The organism is Psychrobacter immobilis (assembly GCF_904846175.1).
In the GTDB taxonomy this organism is placed as follows: Bacteria; Pseudomonadota; Gammaproteobacteria; order Pseudomonadales; family Moraxellaceae; genus Psychrobacter; species Psychrobacter immobilis_E.
On sequence record NZ_CAJGZM010000003.1, the window covers coordinates 368,102 to 392,767 of the forward strand.

The window sequence follows — 24,666 nt, forward strand, 5'->3', positions numbered from 1 at the left end:
ATTATCAATAAAAAATTATCAATACAGTATAAAGGCTAGGGTTAGGGCGTGTCACCCATAAGCTGGTTATGAATATTTAATAGAGGCTACCTTTTTAATAAGAACCAGTTTAATAAGAACCAGTTTTTAATAAGAATTAGTCTTAAGATTCTCATAAGTGCCTTTAACCAAAATATCATCGGTCACTTGATTGATATCGGTATGACCACAAAACGCCATACTGATATCGCATTCGTTATAAATAAGCTCTAGCGCACGGCGCACGCCATCTTCACCGTAAGCACCAAGCCCATATAAAAACGCGCGACCAATCATCGTACCAGTAGCGCCTACAGCGAGTGCTTTGAGCACATCTTGACCAGAGCGAATACCGCTATCAAGCCAAACCTCAATATTGCTATTTTCCGCTCGTACCGCTTGCACGATATCAGCAAGCGCCGCAATGGAAGATAGTGCCCCATCGAGCTGACGTCCGCCATGGTTTGAGACGACCAGCGCATCGGCACCGCTACGGGCAGCCAATATCGCGTCTTCAGGTTCCATAATACCTTTGATAATCAGCTTGCCGCCCCACATATCTTTAATACGCGCGACGTCATCCCAGCTCAGCGCTGGGTCAAACTGTTCAGCCGTCCATGCCGATAGCGATGAGATATCCTCGACGTTTTTGGCATGGCCGACGATATTGCCAAAGCTATGTCGTTTGGTGCCGAGCATATTCATGCACCATTGTGGCTTGGTCATGAGATTCAGTATATTGGCAAGGGTGGGCTTTGGCGGCGCCGATAGACCATTTTTAATGTCTTTATGGCGCTGTCCGAGCACTTGTAAATCCGCGGTTAAGATAAGCGCTGAACAATTGGCAGCCTTAGCACGGCGAATCAGGTTTGCCATAAATTCTTGGTCGCGCATCACATATAGCTGAAACCAAAACGGCGCACTGGTGTTTTCTGCCACATCTTCGATAGAGCAGATACTCATGGTCGAAAGCGAGAAGGGCACACCAAATTTCTCCGCTGCCCGCGCGGCGTGAATCTCGCCATCTGCCCACATCATACCTGTAAAGCCAGTAGGCGCGATAGCGACTGGCATTTTGGCTTTTGAGCCCAGCATATTAGTGGCAAGCGAGCGTCCTTCCATATTGACCAATACCCGCTGGCGCAATTTAATACGGTCAAAGTCGGTTTCATTATTGCGATAAGTGGTCTCAGTCCATGAGCCTGAATCGACATAATCATAAAACATGCGTGGTACTTTACGCTCAGCGACTCGGCGCAGGTCTTCAATTTCCGTTATTTTCTTTAAATCTCTCATAGGTTTCTCATTATTATGATTGTTTTATAACAGCGCTCTTATGCTGGCTGCTTTATAAAGACTGCTTTATAAAAAGTGCTTTATGACGCTACTAATAACTGCTGCAAATCTAGCACTGAAAACGGATAATTTAAACGTTTTAATGGCGTTAATATCACAGGAATCGTGGTGGCAAACTCCATCATAAGCGCTTCATCAAAATCAGCAATATCAACATGCTGATAGCTTATCGGCTGCACCGCTTGAAATTGGGTGAGCAACTGCTCAGCGATGTCACAAAGATGGCAGCCAGTCGTCCCGAGTAGCCACCATTTATCCTGATTTTCAGCCGTACCAAGATTGGGATTGGCGGCACTCATACGTGCCCGTAGCATTGCTATCGTAGTATCATTATCCATATTCACGCTCTTATTCTTATGTCTGTTTATCGCATTTGTCGCCAAGTGCTTATCTTAAGTCTTTTAAAGAAAAGTATTCATATCACTTAGTATTATTTACATGATAAAGAAATGGGGTAAATAATGACAGCGATTGTGAGATTAGGTAAGATGACCTGCTATTTATCATTGCGCATTATTAGTGTCTTATTGATAGCTTGCCGTTTATAGTGAGTCATTTATAGACAGCCACTTTTTATATGACTATTTTTTAACCACTCGGATATCGCACGCATGACAAGTTTTGGCAAATTTATCAAACGCTTATTATTGGCATTTATAGTGCTGGTGGTGGCATTCCATGTGTTGGTCGCAGGGCTGTTGTTGATTTGGAAGACTCAGCCAATTAATAATAGTATGTTTATGCTGACCCATCGTTTGACCGGCGGCACAGTCACGCAGACATGGGCTGAATATGACGCCATTGCCAAATCTGCCAAACAAGCGGCGATTGTCAGCGAAGATTCGACGTTTAGCCAGCATAATGGCTTTGATATGAAAGGCATTAAGGCGGCGCAGAAAAAGAACGAAGAGACTGGCAAGATGTCAGCGGGCGGCTCAACGATCACTCAGCAATTGGCCAAAAACTTATTTCTCACCTCACATCGCTCTTATACCCGTAAAGCCGAAGAAGCTATTCTCACTATAATGATAGAAACCTTTTGGGATAAACAGCGTATTTTGACCGCTTATCTCAATGTGGCGGAGTTTGGCAATGGCATTTACGGTATTGATGCTGCAGCCCAGCATTATTTTGATAAATCAGCTGCCAATCTAAACCGTGATGAATCCGCTTTACTTATCGCCATGCTGACCAATCCAAAATACTATGAAAGTCATCAAAGCGACAAACGCTTGCGTAATAAGCAACGCATTATTAAAAAGCGAATGAAGAATGCTGTCTTGCCGCAATCGGCTTAAATTGCTCGCTTAAACTGTTAGTGATTTTAAATAGCAGTAAGCCTAATTGTGCTATGTTATAGGATATAGAATTAGCCTCTTTAAAAAAATTAGTATAAAAATTTCTTAAGCGGGTTTGAGTATAAAAATAAAAGATGATGGCGTATCGATAACACTAAAGGAGTGGGAAAATGGCAGAGATGGACAATAAGCATGAAGTTAATGACAGTATTGATATGAGTATAAAATCTGACAATGAAACAAGCCCAAACTTTATTGAAGTGAGTGACAATTCGACCGATAGTGTGACTAATAGTTTAACTGAGAACTTAACTGAAATTGACTGGCAACGTTCAGAAGACGGTAGCTATTCGCCGAGCAGTTATATCAATCGCGATTTCTCTTTACTACAGTTTCATTTGCGGGTTTTAGCGCAGGCGGCCAGTCCGCGCCACCCTTTATTAGAGCGGTTGTTTTTCTTAATTATTTTTTCATCCAATATCGATGAGTTCTTTGAGATTCGCGTCGCCGGTATCATGCAAAAACTCAATCTGGGTGATGTATCGACCAGTGTCCATGGTATGCGCCCCAGTGAGATTCTTAATGAAATATCAGCAATAACCCATGATGCCATCGACGAGCAATACCGCATTCTCAATGAAGATATCCTGCCAGCACTTGCTAAAGAAGATATTCGCTACTTAAAACGTGATGAGCTAAATAGCGAGCAATCGGCATGGATGAAGCGCTATTTTACTGAGCAAGTATCTCCGGTTTTAACCCCCATTAGCATTGACCCTGCGCATCCATTTCCACGTTTAGTCAATAAGAGCTTAAACTTTATTGCCACCTTAGAAGGCAAAGATGCCTTTGGCCGCGATATCAATCTGGCGATTGTACCAGCACCGCGCAGCTTGCCGCGCGTGATTCGTCTGCCTGATGAGCTGACGGGTGGTAAAGAGCACCATGTGATGCTATCAGCCGTGATTCACGAACATATTGGTGAGCTCTTCCCTGGGATGAATGTCACCGGCTGTCATCAGTTTAGATTGACGCGCAACGCAGATTTAGACCTAGCAGACGATGTCGATGATATTGCCAAGGCCTTAGAAGGCGAGCTTGAAAACCGCCGCTTTGGCGACAAGGTACGTTTAGAGGTCACCACTGACTGTCCGACGCCCATTAGTGATTATTTGCTCAATGAGTTTGAGCTGCATGACAATCAATTATACCGTGTCAATGGACCGGTGAACCTAACGCGGCTGCTGTTTGACTTTAATATTCCAGCGTTACGTTATCAGCCATTTACCCATGTCGTACCCAAGCCTTTTCGCCGTGAAGTCGATAAGCTTGATAAAGCGACCAGTATGTTTGCAGCGATGCGTAAAGGTGATGTATTGGCACATCATCCGTTCCATGCGTTTTCACCGATTATCAATTTGCTTTGGCAGGCAGCAAGCGACCCAAAAGTATTGGCCATTAAACAAACTCTATATCGTTCAGGTACCAATTCAGAGATTGTCAAAGCGCTAGCAGCAGCAGCGCGTCATGGTAAAGAAGTGACGGCGGTTATTGAGTTACGTGCGCGTTTTGATGAAGCGTCTAATATCGCGGTTGCCAACTATCTACAAGAAGCAGGCGCAGTCGTGGTTTATGGAATTGTGGGCTATAAGACCCACGCCAAGCTGATGCTCATCGTGCGCCGTGAAGACGATAAGATTCGCCGTTATGTGCATTTAGGCACAGGGAACTATCACGCTGCCAATGCCAAGGTTTATACCGATTATGGCTTATTCAGTGCCGACCCAGATATCTCAGAAGACGTACACAAGATATTTCAAGAGCTGACGGGAATGGGCAAACCAGCCAATTTGAAAAAGCTCCTCCATGCGCCCTTTACTTTGCATGAGAAACTAATGAGCTTTATCGATGACGAGATTGCCCATGCCAAAGCGGGCAAGCGTGCCCATATCATGGTTAAGGTCAATGCGCTGACAGAACGTCGCCTGATAGATAAGTTGTATGATGCGTCGCAAGCAGGGGTTAGGATTGAGCTGATTTTGCGCTCCATGTGCTGCTTGCGTCCACAAGTAAAAGGGCTGTCTGAGAACATTACTGTCCGCTCTGTCATCGGGCGCTTTTTGGAGCATACACGTATTTATTACTTCCATAACGATGGGGATGAGCGGCTATATTGCGGTAGTGCTGACTGGATGGATCGCAACTTATTCCATCGCGTCGAGGTGGCATTTCCTATTGAAGATAAAAAACTGTTCAAGCAGATTTATGAAGACGGGCTCTTAAATTATCTCAAAGACAATGTGCAAGCATGGACGCTTGACGGTAATGGTGTCTGGCAGCAGAATGAACCAGCCGCAGGCGAATTGCCGCATATCGCGCAGGAGCATTTATTAAAAGTGATTAACGGGGTTGGCGAGCCAGTTTAGAGTATTGGCTTTAATCAGCTGGTTTTATTAGACGTGCTTGCTGATATCTCTGGTTAACCTGAATTGCATTAAATTTTAACATTTCCAGTTAAATTATTCTCAATAAAAGCCAAGCGTGGATATAATCTACGCTTGGCTTTTTCGTATTAATAATCTCCATTGCGAATGACGATAAGTATAAAGATGAAACATGCGTTACAAACTGTCTGGTAACCTCACATTTATTCACACATTGATACCGCAGTACACTGGTCAGCGATTGAAAATTCTACTTATAATTGACACAGGTCTTGTTACCAATACATAAATTATAAAAAATAGGAAATGAATCATGAGCAATACCAATAACGATACCTCAGATATTAAAAAAGCAGCAGAACAGGCAGATAGCCAACAAATCGAGAAAAATTTTCAAGAGAATAAACCAGTCGATGCGCCAGAAGAGTTGAGTGAAGAAGAACAGACTTCTTTTATTAATGATGAATTACGCACCGATAAGTGATATCAGCTTCATTCCAAAGAAATCAGTAGCAATTAGCATCTTTATTCATTCATAAAAATAAATAATGTTTTAAACCATAAAAGCGAGGGAAGCGCTATGCCAACTAATACTCATCCAAATCATGAAGAAGCGGTACCCGTTCATGATCAGGCAGCCTTACATCCAGACAATGCCCAAGACAGTTATGAAGGTCGTAAACACGAGCCCGATATCGATGGACCACAGCAGAAATCACAGGAAACGGACGAGATATATTCCGATCCTCGTAAGGAAGAAAATTTACCAGACGGCGGTAAGAATGTCGCAGACTTAAATGCTTATGATTTATCCCAAAAAGGCAATGAATAGGGTTTAGCTGTTGTTAAATTTGCAAGCCAGTAGTTTTAGAAGTTGAATGATTAATAATAATAACGATAATCACAACAATTCAAAATGACAAGGACATCATAATGCAAAGTGAGAAGATGCAAACAAAAGATCCAGCGTTAACCAAAACGCGTATTGAAGAGTCCGATGTTAATACGCTCGATACCAATAGCACTCGTATTGATGCTCATGATGAACTCGAACAGAGCATGACTGAAAATAAAGGGACGGATACCTTTAAAGAAGGCGTGATAAATTCAGAACATGTGGACAACAATGACAATCCTGCACGTCAGCCAGATCGCCGTGACCAAGAGGGCAATGCTTTTGATGAAGGTATCAATGAGCATACGATTGTGGGTGGTACTCCTAAAAGCGCAGATATCAATGACTCAAACCGCTATGCAAACGTTGATAATGCCCAAACACGCGTACTAAATCCTGATGAAAAAGATTCCTAATATTTGGGTTTCAGCTATTAAGTCAAAGCTAAAAAGGTGCAACAATCAGCGATACTCTTATCAACTGATTGTTGCACCTTTTTTTAATCATTATTTATAGCTGTTAAGAGCTCAGATAAAATTTATAAATCCTAAGCGGGTGTACCACTATGAAAACGCAGTTCAGTATCGGGGCTCGATATCAGCTCTGCTTCGACTACTTTAAAAAACGCCACGCGCTCGTCGATATTATCTTCAGACAATAACTGCGCTAATGCCAGATAATCTTCAAAGTGACGGCTTTCTGATTTAAGTAAGTAGCGATAATATTTCGCCAAACGCTCATCGTTAATCACTTCAGCCAATGCGGCAAAACGCTCACAAGAGCGCGCTTCAATAAATGCCCCGATAATCAATACATCTATCATCGCAGCTGGCTCGTAAGTACGTTTATGTTTGAGCATGCCTTTAGCATAACGTCCGGCACTTAGATATTCCCACTCTTGCCCGCGCTCATTCATGATGCCGAGCACTTGCTCATAATGCAGCATCTCCTCGCGTATCAACTGCGCCAATTTCCTCTGTAAATCATAAGAGAACTCGTAGCGAAATAGTAGGTTCATCGCTGTACCAGCCGCTTTTTTTTCACAATTAGCATGGTCTTGAATGATTAATGGCAAATCAGCAATAGCAGCATCTACCCAAGCTTGGGTGGTGCGCGCACCCAAAAAATTATAAATAGGAGATAGGTCTACCTTTATAGGCGTTCGTAATTGCGCGATATCGACACTGTCTTCTTTATTATGGTCTTCTTGAGAGTTATCTTGTTGATTAGTGTCTTCTTGAGCGTTATTTTCTTGGATTAAGGTTGCAAGGTTTTTTGTATTGATAGTCATAATTTTATCGGGCTTTATTAACGAGTGGGTGTAGGGCGGTATTTATTAGAGAATAATGAAAAGGTTTAAGAAGGAAAAAGACTATTATAATGGCAAATATTTTTAATAGTGTCTGGCATTTCTGGCATAGCGGATAATCTGACGCGCTTGATGCTTTTAAATATTTATGCTTAATAGATAACTGTTAAGCATAAATTAAGATAGTAGTGATTACTTACCGTTTATACATCATTTCAATTATTATGCTTAAGCAAGCCATTTACGGCATCTAAAGCCATACATCTTATAGAGTATCATTTATATACAGCCTAAGTATTTACTTTGTGAATGATGTTTCCTTGTTTATTTCATTATTTGATAGTAGGATGAGATTTTGCTTTTGGGACATTCTGTCTTACTATTAATTGCTAGTGAATAGTTGATACTCAGCATTATATCAACTATCCATGCTATCGCAAAAAGTAAGGTTTATTGCCTTAGCATTTGCTCAGAACTGGTCTAAATAGTAGCAACTTAGATCTTAACTCCGATAGTAGTACCCGGGATTAACACACTTCACGAACAGATAAGGATAACAATATGAGCCAGTCTTCTAACGCCAATCGTATTCAAAAGGGCATTCTTGCCATCGATAAGCAGATGTTCGATTTTATTGAAAATGAAGTGCTGCCGAAAGTCGGTGTAGATTCAGACAGTTACTGGTCAGGTTTTGAAAAGGTCATTAAGGAATTTACGCCGCGTAATAAAGCGCTGCTGGCGACTCGTGACAAAATTCAAGCCCAGATTGATCAGTGGCATCTCGATAATCCTACCAAAAATGGCGATATTGATTATCCAGCTTATAAAGCATTTTTGCAAGAAATTAGCTATCTGTTACCAGAAGGCGATGATTTCAAAGTTAGTACCCAAAACGTCGACGACGAGATTGCCCATATCGCAGGCCCGCAGTTAGTCGTACCAGTACGCAACGCGCGCTATGCATTGAACGCGACCAACGCTCGTTGGGGCAGCCTATATGATGCCTTGTATGGCACAGACGTGATTAGCGATGAAAATGGTCAAGAAGCAAAAGGTGGGTATAACCCAATTCGCGGCGCAGCTGTCGTGGCGTATGCCAAAAAATTCTTAGATGAAAACTTTGCCTTAGCATCAGGATCATACAACGATGCCACTGGCTTCAAAGTTGTCAATGGCAAGCTTGAAGTAGTACAAGGCGATAGCAGCGCTCAATTAAAAGATGCTGCTCAATTTGCGGGTTTTGTGGGTGAGGCTGAAAGCCCAACCGGTATCTTATTAAAGAATAATAACCTCCACGCTGAGATTCAAATCGATGGCAGCCATCCAGTCGGTAAAGACGATCCTGCGAACATCAAAGATGTACTACTAGAATCAGCCATTACAGCAATTCAAGATTGTGAAGATTCAATCGCTGCGGTTGATGCTGAAGAAAAAGTAGAAGTCTATCGCAACTGGTTCGGTTTGATGAATGGCGACTTGCAAGAAACCTTTGAAAAAGGTGGCAAAACCCGTACGCGTAAACAAAATCCAGACCGTGAATACACCAAACCAGATGGCGGTACACTTACCTTACCAGGTCGTTCGCTACTATTAATTCGTAACGTTGGTCACTTGATGCAAAATCCTGCGATCTTAGTCGATTTGGGTAATGGTCAAGAAGAGATTTTTGAAGGATTAATGGATGGTTTGATTACACCGCTATTGTCTTTAAACGATCTTAAAGGTAAAAACCAGCTATCAAACTCGCGCAAAGGTTCAATGTATATTGTTAAACCAAAAATGCATGGTCCTGAAGAAGTCAAAATGGCCAATGATTTGTTCAATGCCTCAGAGGACTTATTGGGCTTAGAACGTAATACCCTTAAAATCGGTATTATGGACGAAGAACGCCGTATGACGGTCAACCTAAAAGAAGCCATTCGCCAAGCCAAAGAGCGTGTTATCTTTATCAATACTGGCTTCTTAGACCGTACCGGTGATGAGATGCATACCAGCATGAACGCTGGACCTTTTGTGCGAAAAGGTGATATGAAGTCGCAAGCATGGCAGCCAGCTTATGAGCAGTGGAACGTCGATATCGGTTTAGAGACGGGTCTACAAGGTCACGCTCAGATTGGTAAAGGCATGTGGGCGAAGCCTGATGAAATGAAAGAGATGATGGAAACCAAAGCCGCTCATCCAAAAGCAGGTGCTAGCACAGCATGGGTACCATCACCAACGGGCGCTACTTTGCACAGCATGCATTACCATGAGGTAAATGTCGCTGAGGTGCAAGACAAGCTAAAATCACGCGCGCGTGCCAGTTTAGATGATATTCTGACTATTCCATTAGCGAAAAATACCAATTGGACAGATGAAGAGAAGCAGCAAGAGCTAGACAATAACGCTCAGGGTATCTTAGGTTATGTCGTACGCTGGGTAAACCAAGGCGTTGGTTGTTCTAAAGTACCAGATATCAATGATGTAGGTCTCATGGAAGACCGTGCGACATTGCGTATATCAAGCCAGCATATCGCTAACTGGTTACATCATGGCGTGGTGAGTGAAGAGCAAGTCATGGAAACCATGAAGCGCATGGCAAAGGTCGTCGATGAGCAAAATGCTGACGATAATGGCTATCAGACAATGGCTAACAACCTTGAGCACTCTTATGCCTTCAAAGCCGCCTGTGATTTGGTCTTTAAAGGTCGTGAGCAGCCAAGTGGTTACACCGAGCCATTGTTGCACCAAGCACGCCTTGATTTAAAAGCCAATTGCTAAAATAACCTAGCTATATGGTTGATTAATAAACTTTACTAAAGGGCTACTTATCAATGCATAAGTAGCCCTTTATTGCCTAGGTCTTACTGCGCCTTTCAAAGATTGTTTATAGTATTATTACTGATATTTATCAGTGCAGCCCTTATTTGCCTATAGCGAATAGGGGTGTTTTTTTTGTCCCTAATTAAAGATTGGCTAAACCTTATATTGGGCATGGGTTTGAAAATATTTCGTCATTAAACACTTAAAAATATGTTGCAAATTATGTCAAAGTTGTTATGCTTGTACTCGAAGTATGAGTTTGGTAACGGATGTTACGCAACAGAGCGATAAAGACCAACGTTTACATGGCAGTTACGATTTTGATCCCAGTTATGTAAGTCATGGTTTTTTTCATCTTACGGTAATAGAACTTCGCCACACTTGTTTCTGACTAATCTCGGTAGCCAGTTACACATTATATCTTTGAGGATTTGTGACGATACCATATTGGGCACCGGCTAATAATAGCTCGCTCATTACTAAAATTGTAAAGTGGAGATACCCCCATGAAAAAACTACTTTTAGCTACAGCAATCGCTGCCCTATCTGTATCTGCAGCCAACGCCGCTCCGACTGTTTATGGTAAAGCTTTCGTTGCTATGGACTATGTTAATGCCGATTTTGATGCATATGCTCCTAGTACAAGGCAGTACAACGAAGATACGGTTGAAATCAACTCTCATGCTTCACGTATCGGTCTTAAGGGCTCTGAAGCTATGACTGCTAATACTGATGTAATTTATCAGTTAGAATACGGCACAAAGATTGATGGTGATAGCAATGGTTTCACTAACCGTGATACATATCTTGGCGTAAACAACAAACAATTCGGTGAGTTCCGTGTTGGTAAAAACCAATCAAGTCTAGCTCGTATTGACAACGTTGTTGTGAACCAAGGTTACTTTGATAACTTAGGTAAGACTAACAATGATGATGACCTTGTTCAAGCTCTGAACATGGCTGATAGTAACCGTATCCCAAGTTCAATCATTTGGACTGCACCTAAGTATGACGGTCTTCCATTACAGTTATCTGCAATGTATAGCTCTGATGATGCACGTGGTAATGATAATGCAGGCTTTGGTGTTGCTGCTATGTTTGATCAAGGTACGGGCTTCACTGCTGGCCTAGCGTATGACAAAGATCAAAATATCGTTGGTGATATCATCCGTGGTACTGCAACTGTTGATCTAGGTAAATATATGGCTGCTCCAGTAACGTTAGGTGCGCTATATCAAGTAGCTGATTACGATGGTGGCTCTTCTAAAGAGAAAGGTTTAGTAATCAGTGGCGAAATGGCTTTAACTAACTTTGCTCGTCCAGCTTCTGTCTATGCTCAGTACAACAAAACTGACAACCTAGAGGGTTTTAATGACGCTGATACAAATCAGATCGTGGTTGGTGGCAAGTACTTCTATAAAGACAACATCATTGCTCATGCTTATGCTGGTATGAACAAAGCAGATAATGTTAACCATGCCTATAATAGTGGTGTTAAAAATAGTTACGGTGACTTTATCTACAATAATGTAAGAGGCGATGCTGAAGTATTCGTAGTTGGTACTGGTCTAGAATACAAGTTCTAAATTTCTTGGTATAAAGTAAAAATATAAAAAAAGGCCTATCAAAATTGATAGGCCTTTTTTTGTGCATCTTGATGCTTTCTTAACGGCTTTAGTGCTACTGTTTAATAAGTTGGCTTTCTAATATCAGTGTTGTTTATAAAGTGAATTTATTAATTAAGGTGGTTAAACTGAAGTAATGACTTAAAGAGGCAGAAAAATGGACAAACTCATATCAGATAATCACATGGCTACTGTAAAGCAAGCATTAGTAAAAGTACCAGAGGTCACGTTATTATTTTGGATAATCAAAATAGCAGCCACCACTTTAGGCGAAACAGCGGGCGACGCATTATCCATGTCGTTGAACTTGGGGTATATCGTAAGTACAGCAATATTTGCCGTCATATTTGCCATCGCAGTCGCCACACAAATCAAAGCGAAGCAGTTTAATAAATGGCTCTATTGGGGTACTATTGTCGCGACAACGACCCTTGGAACTACTATTGCAGATTTTGTTGATCGCTCTCTAGGGATTGGCTATGCTGGTGGAGCATCGCTATTATTTGTAATGCTAATTCTATGCTTAGTAGTTTGGCGAAAAACTATGGGCAGTATCAGCGTTGATAGTATTGTGTCACCTAAGGCTGAGATGTTTTATTGGACGACAATAATGTTCTCTCAAACATTAGGTACCGCACTTGGAGATTGGGTAGCAGATAGCAAAGGCATGGGCTATACTACGAGCGCTATCATATTTGGCAGCTTATTGGCGATAATCGCAGGAGCATATTTTTGGACAAAGATATCTAGAACACTACTGTTTTGGTCAGCTTTTATTCTTACTAGACCATTAGGAGCAGTGTTAGGAGACTTTTTGGACAAACCTATTGATCATGGCGGTCTAGCATTAAGCCGTTTTGGAGCGTCGGCAGCATTGCTCGTCTTTATAATTGTCTGTCTAGTAGTATTTAAACATAGAGCCAGTGCTAAGTCTCATTAAAGGCGCTCTGAATGAATTTATATCAGTTAGTTGAATATACTAAAAGCCTATAAGCGTATAATATCGCCGAAATTTAATATAGTTTGCGCTTTTGCCCTATATTTTGTGGCGTATTTTTAGTAGAATCCTTCTTTACCAATTACCGACAGAGTACTATGACCAAGTTTATATTTGTGACCGGTGGGGTAGTGTCCTCACTAGGAAAAGGTATTACCGCAGCTTCCCTTGCAGCGGTCTTAGAAGCGCGTGGCGTAAACGTGACCATGACCAAAATGGATCCGTATATCAACGTCGATCCAGGTACGATGAGCCCGTTCCAGCACGGTGAAGTGTTCGTGACCGAAGATGGTGCTGAGACCGATTTAGATTTGGGCTACTATGAGCGTTTTTTACGCCATTCAAAGATGAGTAAGAGCAACAACTTCACTAGTGGTCGTATCTATCAAAACGTTTTGAATAAAGAGCGCCGCGGTGAATATTTGGGCGGTACGGTGCAGGTGATTCCGCATATCACTGATGAAATCAAAAGCAAAATCCTTGCCAGTGGCGAAGGCTATGACATCGCTATTATCGAGATTGGCGGTACGGTTGGTGATATCGAATCACTTCCCTTTATGGAAGCCGTACGCCAAATGCAAGTAGAGCTTGGCCGCAATCGCGCCATGCTGATGCATTTAACGCTAGTACCTTATATCGCGAGTGCGGGTGAAACCAAAACCAAGCCTACTCAGCATTCAGTGAAAGAGCTACGCTCTATCGGTCTGCAGCCTGATATTTTAATCTGCCGCTCTGATCACCATATCTCACAAGACAACCGCCGGAAGATTGCACTATTTACCAACGTCGAAGAGCGTGCGGTTATCATGTGTGAAGATGCGCAAAGTATTTATCAAATACCGCGTACCCTGCATGAGCAAGATCTTGATGACTTAATCTGTGAGCGTTTTGGTCTTGATTTGCCAGAAGCGGATTTGAGCGATTGGGATAAAGTAGTCGAAGCACAGCTCAATCCTGAAGCGACGGTAACAGTAGCGATGGTTGGTAAGTATGTTGAATTGCCTGATGCTTATAAGTCTATCAACGAAGCTTTGTTACACGCTGGTATTACCCATAAAGCCGATGTCAAAATCGACTATATCGATGCTGAGCTGTTAGAAACGGATGATGCGTTATTTGCTCGTCTTAACGATGCCGATGCTATTTTAGTACCAGGTGGGTTTGGTGAACGTGGTACCAATGGCAAGATGAAAGCCATTACTTATGCGCGTGAAAACAACGTACCGTATCTAGGCATCTGCCTTGGTATGCAACTGGCTGTGATTGAATATGCGCGTAATGTGCTACACATCGATGCCAATTCTTCTGAGTTCCAGCGCACGGCGGCTGAGCCTATTATTGGTTTGATTACCGAATGGTTAGATGAGCGCGGCGAATTGCAGATTCGTAGCGATGATTCAGATCTTGGTGGTACCATGCGTTTAGGCGCGCAGCAAGCGGAACTGGTTGCTGGTAGTAAACTTGCCCAAATCTATGGCTCAACCAATATCACTGAGCGTCATCGCCATCGTTATGAGATGAACAATCGCTATATCGAGCCATTAGAGCAAGCAGGTATGAATATATCCGGTTATTCTGCCAAGCAGCATTTGGTTGAGTCGGTTGAGATTCCTAACCATCCTTGGTTTATCGCGGTACAGTTCCATCCTGAATTTACCAGCTCGCCACGCGGTGGTCATCCATTGTTTAACAGCTTTGTAAAAGCTGCAAGAATCTATAGTGATAATAAATAATCGTTATCTTACAACAGCTTAATAATTATAAAAAAGACTGATCTTCGGATTGGTCTTTTTTTTGGACTTTATTTAGCTGTTTTTTAATAGCTGTTTCTATCCATAGCGCTTTTATTATTAATTAATCTACAATATCAGTGAGATGTAATTACGCTTAGATACTTTTTTTCATTGGGCTATCGGTTACAATATAAAAAAGTCATATTAATAATAACTGTTGATAACGACAGTAAATAACAATAACGAGGGTCACCACTTCATGGAAAATTTATTAACGGCGCAATCACATATCAAGCTTAATACGCCAAATGGCAATACGATTAATATTGGTAATGACCAACCGTTTGTACTATTCGGTGGTATGAATGTCTTAGAGTCCAAAGAGTTGGCGTTTGAAATTGCTGAGCAGCATGTTGAGATATGCCAGCGTTTGGGCATCGGCTATGTATTTAAAGCCAGCTTTGATAAAGCCAACCGTTCAAGCTTGCACTCGTATCGTGGCCCGGGATTAGAGCAAGGTATCGATTGGCTAGGTCAAATTAAAGAAAAATTCCAAGTGCCGATCATCACTGATGTACATGAGCCGTATCAAGCAGCGCCTGTCGCTGAAGTTGCCGACATTATCCAGCTTCCTGCGTTTTTGTCACGTCAGACTGACTTAGTGCACGCGATGGCAAAGACCGATGCGATTATTAATATCAAAAAAGCACAGTTTTTAGCGCCACATGAGATGCTTCATATTGTTAATAAATGCCTTGAAGGTGGCAACGATAAGCTTATCCTTTGTGAGCGTGGTAGCGCCTTTGGTTATAATAATCTGGTCGTCGATATGCTGGGTTTTGATACCATGAAGCAAATGAATATTCCTGTGTTTTTTGATGTAACGCATAGTTTGCAGCAGCCGGGTGCACGTAGTGATAGTGCTGGAGGCCGCCGTGAGCAAATCACAACCCTTGCACGCGCAGGGATGGCAACCGGATTGGCAGGGTTATTTTTAGAGGCGCATCCAAACCCAGAAAATGCGAAATGTGATGGCCCATGTGCACTACGTATGAGTCAACTAGAGCCGTTCTTACGTCAGCTGAAGCAGATCGATGAGTTGGTCAAAGGCTTTGAGGTATTAGATACGCATTAATGCTATAAATGATAAGAGGAGAGGACCATGGCGATTAAAGTTGCACAAGTAAGTATTGAAAATATCGATGATACCGAAGGGCTTGAGAGCGTTATGACGGCGCTAAAAAACATTACTGGTGTCACTGAAATTGAGCTAGAGCCTGAGAATAAAATGGCATTCATTCATTATGATGATACGCAAACGACCATCCATGCTTTTGTCGCGGCAATTAGTATGGTTGATTACGTTACCCAGCCGTTTCCTATCGATGCCCCGCAAAACCCACGTTACCATGATTAGCTGTGAAGCACTGATAATATGAAAGCACTTTAATAAATTGATTTCATATTAATAAAGTGATTTCATAAAGATACAAGCAACCAAACTTGTTGTTCGTCTCAATTCGGCTTATGCTAGTGATAACCTGCATTTATAAGTGCTGTATAATTTAAAAAACTATAAAAGCAGTTTATTTAAATGATAAAAATACTCATTAATAAAAACTCAGTTACAAAAATAAGGATCCTCTCATGGCAAACCAAACACGTATTATTAAAATTGACGGCATGACTTGTGGTGGCTGTGTGGCAAGCATCCATAATGCTACCGCTGATATTGATGGTTTAGATGATATCAGTATCGAGCTGGCAGACAACCAAGCGACCGTCACCTTTGATGACAGCAAGACCAGCGCCGAAGCTATTGCAACGGCTATCGACGATGCAGGCTTTGATGCCACCGTTGCCAAGGCTTAATATTATTCGTATTTATCCCAGAACCGGCTATCATGGCTGGTTTTTTAATGGCTAAAATATCGCTAGCGGTATGAGAATATACTTTATTTTCCTAGCTTGTATTTATTAACAAGCCCGCTTGCTAGCAGATAAATGAATGTTGAATTGCTGCTAATCATGACCATTTAAGTTTTGTAGGAATAAAATCGTAGAAGTGTTAAACAGTCTAAAACGTAGACTAATTGTATGTTTTTTTATGACTGGACTGTTTGATTTAGATTTGCTATCCATTGAGCGCTTCTGTTAGCTCAAACGAATTTATAAACGCTATAACGCGCAATAACGTAATAATGTAATAACGAGTTTTATTTATGAATGATGCTACCCGTACCGACACCGAGCAATCCTATGAAGTTGAAACTGATATTCAGTCAAATACGCCGCTGACGCCCGAGCGTGCCCATCTGCAACTGGCGATTGAAGGGATGACGTGTCAGGCTTGTGCGTCTCGAATCGAGAAAGTCCTTAATAAGAAGCCAGCGGTGTATGAGGTAAATGTCAACTTCGCTGGCGAGACCGCCAATGTCGATTATGATCCGACGCAAACCACGCCTGAACAAGTCACAGAATGGGTAAATAAAACCGGTTTCGTGGCCAATTTGCAGGCAGCCGATAGTTTGTTTGCTAAGTCGGATGAAGATACGGCAACTGAATATCCGTGGCGTTTGATTGGATTGTGGGTGTGTTTGCTGCCGTTTTTGGTCGGTATGGCTGGCATGCTTGTCGGACAAGGTATGGCGTGGATGCCACCGGTTTGGATTCAATTTATCTTAGCGACGATTGTACAATTTGGATTGGCGTTACCTTTTTATAAAAGCGCTTGGGCATCTATCAAAGGTGGTCTTGCCAATATGGACGTATTGGTGGTCATTGGTACGGTAACCATTTGGGCATATTCGACCTATCTATGGTTGACCCATGGCGATGGCACGTTAAGCAGCTTATTGCAAAGCGGGCATGCAGGCGGACACGGACCAGCCGTTTACTTTGAAGCCGGCGTGATGGTTATTGCTTTTGTGCGTACGGGTAAATATCTTGAAGAGCGCACCAAAAAGCACAGCTTAAACAGTATCGATTTATTATTGTCCTTAACGCCTGATGAAGTCGAGCAGCAACAGCCAAATGGCGATTTTCATAATGTCGCGCTACAGGATGTGCAAGTAGGCGATATCCTGCGTGCTAAACAAGGCAGCCGTGTCGCCACCGATGGTGTCGTTATCGATGGTAGTGGCTGGTGTGTGGAAAGTCATTTAACCGGCGAGTCCGTACCACTTAAAAAAGAAGTAGGTGAGGGACTGCTAGCAGGCGCTCTCGTTGAAAATGGCAGCTTGCTATATCGTGTCAGTGCTAAAGGTAGCGATACCAAGCTCGGTGATATGGTACAAGCGCTCAGCGATGCGCAAGGCTCAAAAGCTAATTTAGCGCGCCTTGCTGATAGAGTGACGGCTATTTTTGTCCCAGTAGTGGTGACAATTGCCTTGGTCACATTTGGGCTGACGTGGTGGCTCACGGGTATGGTCGATACCGCCTTGATGCATGCGGTGTCGGTATTGGTCATTGCTTGCCCTTGTGCGCTTGGTTTAGCAACGCCAGCTGCTATCATGGCTGGTATGGGCGTCGCCGCGCGTCATGGCGTTTGGTTTAAAGATGCGCAAAGCTTAGAGGCGGCAGGCAATATTGATACAGTGGTACTCGATAAAACGGGTACTTTAACCATTGGTAAGCCTACTATCGTCGATCAGGTCATGGTGGATAAGTCACTTGCGGTTGATGATGTCTTACAAATAGCCGCAAGCGTTGAAGCGCATGCTAGCCATCCTTTAGCGACGGCATTGATTAACGCGGCTACTGAACGAAACTTGCCGTTGATGACTGTGACTGATATCAGTGTCATCAAAGGTGCGGGCATACAAGCAAATATCGAAGGCTTAGGTGTGGTAAAGGTTGGTACTGCGGAGTTTGCTCATTTAATGCTGCCAAAACTGATGCCAAAAGTATGGCAAATTGCCAGTACCGTAGCCATTAGTATCAACGATGAAGCTTTGGGCGCGTTTGCCTTAGCTGACGATTTAAAAGATGACACGCCGCAAGCCATTACCGCACTACAGGATGCGGGTATCAATGTCATCTTGATGAGTGGTGATAAGCAGTCGGTCGTTGATCATGTGGCAGGTCAGCTAGGTATCGAACAAGCGTACGGTAAAATGAGCCCACGTGATAAGGCGAGCCAAATTGCCCTGTTGCAAACAGCTGGTCACAAAGTGGCGATGGCAGGTGACGGCGTCAACGATGCGCCAGCAATGGCAACCGCTGATGCCAGTTTTGCCATGTTTGAAGGTACGGATGTCGCCCAGCATAGTGCCTCTGCGCGCTTGATGGGTGAGTCGCTGATGCATATCGATGCGGCGCAAAAAATTGCGAATGCAACAGTGCGTAATATCAAGCAGAATCTATTCTTTGCTTTTATTTATAATTGCCTTGGTATTCCGCTTGCCGCTTTTGGTTTTTTAAACCCTATGATTGCCGCTGCTGCAATGGCGCTCAGCTCTATCTCAGTATTGATGAATGCCCTACGTTTAACGCGATTTAAAACCAAGGTTGAGCTAAATAATACTGTATCTAATTCTCATACTGACAGCGAGCGTTTAACAAAAGTATAAATACTAAATCACCTGTCATATCGTCATTGTTAATAGGGGTTAAAACTCATCTTCAATGGCTGATATTGCTGTCCATATTGAATTTTATGGGCGCAAGTTGGTGTAAGATAAGGGAAGTGTGGCAAAATTTATGCTATGATGCCAAGCACTATAGCTGACACTTAAATTATTAGATAAACCTTTAATAATGCATAAAACTGGCCAATGATATGAATAGGTAAGGCTGGTTTTGCTATAAGTGCTATACGATATTTCGCTTTATCTTTTTTGTATTCTAGTTGCCGTTATTTATCCCACAAACTTGGCATGACCAAAGGAATTAACAGACATTATGTACGCTGAAGAAACCACCAACGTCGCCGCAATTAAAGACATTCGCGCTCGTGAAATTTTAGACTCGCGCGGTAACCCAACGATTGAAGCTGATGTCATCTTAGCTGACGGCACGGTTGGACGTGCTGCTGCACCAAGTGGCGCGTCAACAGGCTCACGTGAAGCGCTTGAGCTGCGTGATGGCGACAAAGATCGCTACATGGGTAAAGGCGTCAAAAAAGCCGTTGCCAACGTCAATAGCCAGATTCGCAGTGCGCTGATGGATAAAGACGTCACTGAGCAGCAAGCCATTGATGACGCTATGATTGCGCTCGATGGTACAGAAAACAAAGACAACCTTGGCGCAAATGCAATATTGGCTGTGTCTCTTGCAACGGCAAAAGCTGCTGCCAAGTCACAAAGTCTGCCACTACATCAATATATCGCAAACTTACGCAATCAGACGTCATTGACGATGCCTGTACCCATGATGAATATCATCAATGGTGGTGAGCACGCGGATAACACCGTTGATATCCAAGAGTTTATGATTGAGCCTGTTGGTTTTACTAGCTTCTCAGAAGCGCTGCGTGCGGGTACAGAGATTTTCCACAGCTTAAAATCTGTCCTAAAATCGCAAGGCTTGAATACAGCCGTCGGTGATGAAGGTGGTTTTGCACCAAACCTGCGTAGCAACGAAGAAGCTATCACCGTTATCATGCAAGCGATTGAGCAAGTCGGCTATAAAGCAGGCGAAGACATTCATCTTGCCCTAGATTGTGCGGCTAGCGAATTTTATAAAGATGGTCAATATATCTTGGCAGGCGAGGGTAATAAGTCCTTTGATAGCCAAGGTTTCTCTGACTATCTCGTTGGCTTAACGCGTCAATATCCTATTATCTCTATCGAAGACGGTCTTGATGAGTCAGATTGGGATGGCTGGAAGTATTTGACTGAGCAGATTGGTGATAAAGTCCAGTTGGTTGGCGATGATTTGTTTGTGACCAACCCTACTATTTTGCAAGAAGGTATCGATAAAAAAATTGCCAATGCGATTTTGATTAAATTTAACCAAATTGGTACCTTATCAGAAACCCTAGATGCGATTTATCTGGCGAAGAAAAATGGCTACGCGACGATTATCTCACATCGTTCAGGTGAAACTGAAGACAGCACCATTGCTGACTTGGCAGTAGGTACAGCAGCAGGTCAAATAAAAACTGGCTCACTATGCCGCTCAGACCGCGTTGCGAAATACAATCAACTACTACGTATCGAACAACAAGTTCGCGCAAGCTACCGTGGCCGTGAAGAGTTTATCGGTCTACGTGGCTAATCAGCTGAAGCGCTAATAAGTTGGGTTTAAAACTAAGTGCTATATTGTCATTCAGATGATGATATAGCGCCTGATAAGTTCATCTAATTTTCGATTTTAATTATTATCTCTCCATCATTTGGCGTAATCAATTTATGAAATACTTTAGCCAATTTATCTTACTTGCTTTAGCGGTCGCTGTACTGTTAGGACTGCAATATCAGTATTGGCTGGGTGAAAATGGACAGTTTGAGCATAATAAATTGCTGACACATATTGATGAGCAACAACGTTTAAATGACAATCAAGTATCGGCAAATAACTTGCTACGCACTGATGTTCATGACCTAAAGACCGGTCTTGAAGCGGTAGAAGAACACGCGCGTTTAGACTTAGGCTTGATTAAGCCAAATGAAACCTTTGTACAAGTATCAACGGCACCTACGACGCATAGTCGTTATTGATTTTAACTATTGCAAAATAAACGGTTATCTATAGTTGTTCTGCTTGTATTTAAATTACTATTCTTTTTAAGATTCCTTTCTATCCAATCCAGTCATATCATCATGGAATCCGCCCATGAGTACTATTCAAAACCGCCCTATGAATACCACACCTAAAATACATGCCATGATTGTCGCTGCGGGTCGTGGCAGTCGTTTTGGTACCTCTATTGCCAAGCAATATACCATGCTACAAGGACAGACCTTGTTACAGCATAGCGTCGCGCGGCTTGCTTGTAGCGCGTATATTAATCAGTGCTTACTCGTTATAGCAGCGGATGATAATACAGCACAAACGCTTAATTTTGCACTACCTATAGAATATGCTATTGGCGGCGTTGAGCGTTGGCAATCGGTACAAGCAGGGGTAGAAGCCATTCTTCAGTCAGGGGCTGAGGATTCGGACTTGGTACTCATTCATGATGCGGCGCGTCCGGCGGTGCCTCAACAAGATATTAATAAAGTTATTGAAGCGGCGATGCTAGAGCCTTATGGCGCTATTCTTGCTACACCAGTGGCGGATACTCTTAAACAGTCTTATGCACACTCTACCACTCAATCTAACCCTGTAAACGAGCCTGCTACTGTTAAATCTACCGTTAACAGTAGCTCATATTCTTATGCTAGACGTACTATTGACCGCAGTAATATGTGGCAGGCACAAACCCCGCAAGTCTTTCGCCTCGATCAGTTGCAGCGAGTATTAACGTATGTTGCTGAGCATCAGCTTGCTATCACTGATGAAGCCAGTGCATTTGAGCATTTAGAAATGCCGATTCGCTTAGTGTCTGGCAGCCGCCAAAATATCAAACTGACTTATCCTGACGACGCTATTTTGCTCACAGCGATTCTTAGCGCCCAATCCTAACTGTCCTAAAAACTTTACAGCACTTATCATTTCTTATTTTCTAATATAACTATTTTTATAAACCTTTCTGTTCTCGATATTTAAATCGAGCGCTTCAAATTCACTGCGTCCGTTTTTTGCGGTTATGTGTCTAAAAATTTTAAAGGGCTTATTCTAGGAAGATATATTCATGTCATATTTTGCATATAAATAATTTTAAAGCATAGCTTAGCATTAATAAGTAGAGGCTTAAGATAAACATATATTGCTTTGATGACGAAATTAGCCTATGATGTAACCAACTTAATACAATTAATATAAACATTTATAAATCAATAATATAACAAGCCAATTTGTTACCTTTGAATGCCTTGTTGCTCTATTTTTTCTAAAGTTAGTATGGTTGTCTTAGCTACATTTACCTGAAAATAGGGAGAAGCTGATTGTCAACAGTCAATGATTGGACAAATCCAGTAACGCCAGATCTCTGCCAGTTTGTATATCTGAGCCACATTACGTCGACTGGTCTTGCAAGTGCGAGTACGCTTAACGACATCGCAGAAGTCGCCATTAAGCATAATAAAGCCGATAATATTACGGGTATCCTTTGCTACGGCAATGGCTACTTTTTGCAATGTGTGGAAGGCTCCGAACAAGCATTAACCAATCTAAAAAACCGCTTATTGGTAGATGATCGACATAAAGAGTTAAAAATATTGGATTTTTCAGCCATCGCTGAGCGCCGTTTTGCTGGTTGGTCACTACGTTCGATTACCCTCGAGCGTTGGATGATGAATGAACCTAAGCTTAAAACTTTTATGCCGTTTAAGCCCAATATGTGGGACAACAATGAATGGCAGCAGTTTTTAGATATTCTGCAAGGTTATTATGAAGACCAAGAAAGAAGCGGTGAGCTTGATACCCAGCCGATAAAATATAATACCCTCGGGGTAACCTTGGGCAAAGTAGTGGGACAGCACCAAGCCTTTTTCCTGATACAGACTGTACTAGGCGGCTTGATTGTATTGGCGCTACTTTGGTTGATGCTAGCAGATAAAATTTGGTAAGCTGTTTTAAATAATTAGCGCGTATATATTTAAAAGGCCAGCATAAATTGCTGGCTTTTTGCTGTCATAAAACTACTTTAGAATGCTTTATTTTGATGCGTAAAAGCTTTTATATAAAATTCTAAAAAATAAACAGGCATAAAAAAAGCCCACTCACAAAAATGTGAATGGGCTTTTTGATGGTACGCTTATTAGTCTTATAGATGCTTTATAGCAAACTTGCTAATAAGTGACGCCAAATAGTGGCGTCCCCAGGGGGATTCGAACCCCCGTTACCGCCGTGAAAGGGCGGTGTCCTAGGCCTCTAGACGATGGGGACTAGTAACAACGCTTCAACTGCTTTCACCATTTATGTTGAAGTGGTGCGTATTCTAATAGCGTCCGTGTCTACTGTCAAGCCTTTTTCTACGTCTTTTTAAAATTAAATATCTTTTTTTGAGGGCGCGGCGTGGATGTAGGTCATTACGCTTTAAATGATACCGAATCCATAACGATGTACAAGTACTAATGGTTAATGCCAGCAGCATATAACCGATGATGGTTGCCCATAACTTAAACTGTGGTTCCATAATAAAGTCCCTTTTATTAAGCTTTAAGCGCCTATCAAGGGCGCTTAAAGCACAGTAGGTAACTCAAACCATCTATAGATTTGACCCATTATTTTTATAGCGCGTTTATAAAGGGTTAAATTATACTTTTAAATAGAACGGTTAAAGTTAGTAAACCTTACAAGTACCACTATTATTCATGATGAACAATACATAATCTGTAATAAAGAATTTATTGATTATTTTCAGTAGCTACTTCGGTAGACTCAGGTTCGCTATGCATCGCATTAGCCAGCATAGGGTAGCTGTTCAGGATATGACAAAACAGCTCAGCGGTCTTTTGGGTATCATAGAGCGCTGAATGCGCATCATTGCCATCAAAATCAAGTCCAGCGGCCTTACAAGCCCGTGCTAATACTGTTTGTCCAAATGCCAAGGCCGACAGTGTCACGGTATCAAAGACTGAGAAATTATGAAACGGGTTGTGGCTTTTGCTATTGGTGCGCAGTACTGCCGCATTTAAAAATGCTAAGTCAAAATGCGCATTGTGTCCAATCAAAACGCATTGGCGGCAGTCTTCAGCGCGGCGTAATTCTTTTAAACCTTTAAAAATACGGCGTAGCGCCGTTTTTTCATCTTCAGCAATGGCTTTACGTAATGGATTATTTGGATCAATGCCAGTAAAGGCAAGCGCACTCGGCTCGAGATTCGCCCCTTCAAAAGGTTCGATATGAGCGTTCAGTGCCTCACCCGGATAAAACACGCCCTGCTCATTTAATAGCACAGGAATACAGGCAATCTCTAATAAGGCGTCAGTTTGCGCATTAAAACCAGCCGTTTCAACATCGACGACCACAGGCAGGAACTTACGAAAACGTTCTTTTAAGGTCATCGGTGCTTGTTCGTCTGTGTTGCTATCGATCGTATCTGGCACTTTGCTAGGATTGTTTGTCTTGTCTTCAGGTAGGGCGGTATCGTTTTGAATGGTCATATCAAGTTAAATCGCTTTTATCAGTCGTGCTGTGG

Annotated in this window: 21 protein-coding genes and 1 tRNA gene; 17 read left to right on the top strand and 5 right to left on the bottom strand. The window is 42.3% G+C overall.

Translation table 11 applies throughout. From position 1 onward, the window contains the following. Positions 1–126: 126 nt before the first annotated feature. Both JMW39_RS06185 and JMW39_RS06190 read right to left on the bottom strand, forming a co-directional pair. Positions 127–1,314, bottom strand: a complete 1,188-nt coding sequence (locus JMW39_RS06185; protein WP_201544857.1) for an alpha-hydroxy acid oxidase — start codon at positions 1,312–1,314, stop codon at positions 127–129. An 80-nt stretch (positions 1,315–1,394) separates the two neighbouring features. Beyond that, positions 1,395–1,712: a glutaredoxin family protein gene (locus JMW39_RS06190; protein ID WP_201544859.1), complete on the bottom strand. Its 318-nt coding sequence runs from the start codon at positions 1,710–1,712 to the stop codon at positions 1,395–1,397. 273 nt (positions 1,713–1,985) lie between these two features. Between JMW39_RS06190 and mtgA the strand changes: the two genes are divergently transcribed. The 5 genes from mtgA to JMW39_RS06215 all read left to right on the top strand — a co-directional run bounded on the left by mtgA (position 1,986) and on the right by JMW39_RS06215 (position 6,427). Further along, the gene (gene mtgA / locus JMW39_RS06195) at positions 1,986–2,672 is read left to right on the top strand and encodes a monofunctional biosynthetic peptidoglycan transglycosylase (protein WP_201544861.1); all 687 of its coding nucleotides are present in this window, start codon (positions 1,986–1,988) and stop codon (positions 2,670–2,672) included. 179 nt (positions 2,673–2,851) lie between these two features. Continuing rightward, positions 2,852–5,098 (top strand): polyphosphate kinase 1, encoded by a 2,247-nt coding sequence (ppk1, locus tag JMW39_RS06200; RefSeq protein ID WP_413786218.1) that lies wholly within the window; start codon positions 2,852–2,854, stop codon positions 5,096–5,098. A gap of 331 nt (positions 5,099–5,429) precedes the next feature. Continuing rightward, entirely contained in the window at positions 5,430–5,600 is a 171-nt protein-coding gene (locus tag JMW39_RS06205) for a hypothetical protein (protein ID WP_201544863.1), read from the top strand. 96 nt (positions 5,601–5,696) lie between these two features. Beyond that, on the top strand, positions 5,697–5,948 hold the full coding sequence (locus JMW39_RS06210) for a hypothetical protein (protein ID WP_201544865.1): 252 nt from the start codon (positions 5,697–5,699) through the stop codon (positions 5,946–5,948). Between the two features lie 101 nt (positions 5,949–6,049). Then, positions 6,050–6,427 carry a hypothetical protein gene (locus JMW39_RS06215; RefSeq protein ID WP_227679431.1) on the top strand — a complete coding sequence of 126 codons (378 nt, stop codon included), beginning with the start codon at positions 6,050–6,052 and terminating at the stop codon, positions 6,425–6,427. Between the two features lie 131 nt (positions 6,428–6,558). On the opposite strand, the gene JMW39_RS06220 is transcribed toward JMW39_RS06215, so the two are convergent. Continuing rightward, on the bottom strand, positions 6,559–7,302 hold the full coding sequence (locus JMW39_RS06220; protein WP_201544867.1) for a tRNA-(ms[2]io[6]A)-hydroxylase: 744 nt from the start codon (positions 7,300–7,302) through the stop codon (positions 6,559–6,561). A 579-nt stretch (positions 7,303–7,881) separates the two neighbouring features. Here JMW39_RS06220 and JMW39_RS06225 point away from each other — a divergent pair. From JMW39_RS06225 to JMW39_RS06280, 12 genes are all read left to right on the top strand, one after another. Next, on the top strand, positions 7,882–10,080 hold the full coding sequence (locus JMW39_RS06225) for a malate synthase G (protein WP_201544869.1): 2,199 nt from the start codon (positions 7,882–7,884) through the stop codon (positions 10,078–10,080). 548 nt (positions 10,081–10,628) lie between these two features. After that, positions 10,629–11,708 (top strand): porin, encoded by a 1,080-nt coding sequence (locus JMW39_RS06230; protein ID WP_201544870.1) that lies wholly within the window; start codon positions 10,629–10,631, stop codon positions 11,706–11,708. A gap of 223 nt (positions 11,709–11,931) precedes the next feature. Next, positions 11,932–12,687, top strand: a complete 756-nt coding sequence (locus JMW39_RS06235) for a hypothetical protein (protein ID WP_227679432.1) — start codon at positions 11,932–11,934, stop codon at positions 12,685–12,687. A gap of 155 nt (positions 12,688–12,842) precedes the next feature. Beyond that, complete coding sequence (locus tag JMW39_RS06240; RefSeq protein ID WP_201544872.1) at positions 12,843–14,477, top strand: CTP synthase; 1,635 nt, start codon at positions 12,843–12,845, stop codon at positions 14,475–14,477. Positions 14,478–14,736: 259 nt separating this feature from the next. Beyond that, positions 14,737–15,612 carry a 3-deoxy-8-phosphooctulonate synthase gene (gene kdsA / locus JMW39_RS06245; protein ID WP_201544873.1) on the top strand — a complete coding sequence of 292 codons (876 nt, stop codon included), beginning with the start codon at positions 14,737–14,739 and terminating at the stop codon, positions 15,610–15,612. A 27-nt stretch (positions 15,613–15,639) separates the two neighbouring features. Further along, positions 15,640–15,894 carry a hypothetical protein gene (locus tag JMW39_RS06250; protein WP_201544874.1) on the top strand — a complete coding sequence of 85 codons (255 nt, stop codon included), beginning with the start codon at positions 15,640–15,642 and terminating at the stop codon, positions 15,892–15,894. Between the two features lie 230 nt (positions 15,895–16,124). After that, positions 16,125–16,349 (top strand): heavy-metal-associated domain-containing protein, encoded by a 225-nt coding sequence (locus JMW39_RS06255; protein ID WP_201544876.1) that lies wholly within the window; start codon positions 16,125–16,127, stop codon positions 16,347–16,349. A 350-nt stretch (positions 16,350–16,699) separates the two neighbouring features. Continuing rightward, positions 16,700–19,048, top strand: a complete 2,349-nt coding sequence (locus JMW39_RS06260) for a heavy metal translocating P-type ATPase (protein WP_201544878.1) — start codon at positions 16,700–16,702, stop codon at positions 19,046–19,048. 331 nt (positions 19,049–19,379) lie between these two features. Continuing rightward, on the top strand, positions 19,380–20,696 hold the full coding sequence (eno, locus tag JMW39_RS06265) for a phosphopyruvate hydratase (protein WP_201544880.1): 1,317 nt from the start codon (positions 19,380–19,382) through the stop codon (positions 20,694–20,696). A gap of 134 nt (positions 20,697–20,830) precedes the next feature. Continuing rightward, positions 20,831–21,139 carry an FtsB family cell division protein gene (locus JMW39_RS06270; protein WP_201544882.1) on the top strand — a complete coding sequence of 103 codons (309 nt, stop codon included), beginning with the start codon at positions 20,831–20,833 and terminating at the stop codon, positions 21,137–21,139. Positions 21,140–21,254: 115 nt separating this feature from the next. After that, on the top strand, positions 21,255–22,046 hold the full coding sequence (locus JMW39_RS06275; protein ID WP_227679433.1) for an IspD/TarI family cytidylyltransferase: 792 nt from the start codon (positions 21,255–21,257) through the stop codon (positions 22,044–22,046). Positions 22,047–22,468: 422 nt separating this feature from the next. After that, the gene (locus JMW39_RS06280) at positions 22,469–23,092 is read left to right on the top strand and encodes a BLUF domain-containing protein (RefSeq protein ID WP_201544884.1); all 624 of its coding nucleotides are present in this window, start codon (positions 22,469–22,471) and stop codon (positions 23,090–23,092) included. Positions 23,093–23,335: 243 nt separating this feature from the next. Here the strand turns inward: JMW39_RS06280 and JMW39_RS06285 are convergent. Further along, positions 23,336–23,411: transfer RNA gene (locus tag JMW39_RS06285), tRNA-Glu, on the bottom strand. Positions 23,412–23,872: 461 nt separating this feature from the next. Further along, positions 23,873–24,631: a ribonuclease T gene (gene rnt / locus JMW39_RS06290; protein ID WP_201544886.1), complete on the bottom strand. Its 759-nt coding sequence runs from the start codon at positions 24,629–24,631 to the stop codon at positions 23,873–23,875. Positions 24,632–24,666 lie beyond the last annotated feature (35 nt).